Origin of the sequence: Massilia consociata (genome assembly GCF_042432755.1) — a bacterium.
GTDB lineage: Bacteria > Pseudomonadota > Gammaproteobacteria > Burkholderiales > Burkholderiaceae_D > Telluria > Telluria consociata.
Map to the genome: position 1 here is coordinate 1 of NZ_JBHLWP010000034.1, position 1,472 is coordinate 1,472.

At 55.6% G+C, this 1,472-nt stretch carries 2 protein-coding genes; both read left to right on the forward strand.

Annotated elements, in window-relative coordinates:
- Nucleotides 1-698, forward strand: a 698-nt coding sequence (locus tag ACFFJK_RS22330; protein ID WP_379681863.1) for a CPBP family intramembrane glutamic endopeptidase, incomplete at its 5' end; no start/stop codon positions are given.
- A gap of 114 nt (nucleotides 699-812) precedes the next feature.
- Nucleotides 813-1,472: transposase (locus tag ACFFJK_RS22335; protein WP_379681864.1), on the forward strand; the 660-nt coding region annotated here is incomplete at its 3' end.

The following is a 1,472-nucleotide window of genomic DNA, read 5'->3' on the forward strand; positions in this document are numbered from 1 at the left end:
GCATCCGCATTCGGCGCTGGGGTACAAATCGCCGCGCATGTTTAGAAAAGAGCGACGCCGTCAGGCTCTGGAAACTGACGCTAAATAGGCATCAGGCTGTGTCCGGGAAAAGCGGGGCAAGATCACTGTGGGTCGGCTCATCGCAGGCAGGGTACACGTCGCACCAGCTTGGCTTCGACATTCCTCTCTCAAGCGCTGGAGCTTGGGGCCTAGGTTTTGCAGTGCTATTGCTGGCGTGCTTGTGGGTTATTGGTAGCGTTATCGAACGTCGTAAGACGCCGCAAGCTCGTGCTGCGGATGAGGGGAAGATGCTGGACTCATCGTTATCATGGCCGCGCGATTCGAAGGAAGCTATGGCCTTTGCAGCCAGTATGTTGATTATGACGAGCGGATGGGAAGTGCTTTATCGCGGTTTCCTACTGCTGCTGCTAACTCCTATGATTGGCCTTCCGTTAGCGATTGTCGCATCTTCCATCGCTTACGGAATCGGGCATGGCTATAAAAACCCTAAGCAGCTCATCGCCTCCATTATTTCAGCGTTCGTCTTCACAATCGCGTATGCCTGGACTCAAAGTCTATGGTGGCTGATTCTCATCCATGTATTTATACCGTTGAGCTCTATCCCAGCAGTGATACGTGCGCAACAGCGGCGTAATACTGAAAATCCGCTTGATGGGCAGGTGCGTATTTTAGGCTGAGGGCTGATGATCGAAAAAGTCCGCTTTGGGTCCAGCCTGTGTAAAAACGCAGGACCGTGTAAACGAACCCGGCTGGGTAAACGTTGAGGAAGTATCTCATCACTGGGGCGCCAAATGAAGCGCTATATCGAAGGCGAAGACCGTGGGCAAGGCACGCTACTGCCAGAGCACCTGGATGACTACGTCACCGAAGACAACCCGGTTCGCGCGGTCGACGTATTCGTCGATGAGCTTGACCTGGCCAGTCTGGGTTTTGCGCGGGTGGTACCTGCAAAAACTGGCCGGCCAGCGTACCACCCGGCTGTCCTGCTCAAGCTCTACATTTACGGCTACCTGAACCGCATCCAGTCGAGCCGCCGGCTCGAACGCGAAGCGCAGCGCAATGTCGAGCTGATGTGGCTGACCAGGCGCCTGACCCCGGACTTCAAGACGATAGCGAACTTCCGCAAGGACAACGGCAAAGCCATTCGCAACGTGTGCAGGCAGTTCGTCGTCTTGTGCCAGCAATTGGACCTGTTCTCGGATGCAGTCGTGGCGATCGACGGCAGCAAGTTCAAGGCCGTCAACAGTAGCGACCGCAATTTCACCGATGCCAAGCTCAAGCGCAGGATGGCAGAGATCGAAGCGAGCATCAGCCGCTACCTGGCAGAACTGGACACCGCCGACCGGCAGGAGCCGGCTGCCGCACAAGCGAAAAGCGTTCGCCTGAACGACAAGATCGCAGCGCTGAAATCGCAGATGGCTAAGCTCAAGGAAATTGAAGCTAAGCTGAAA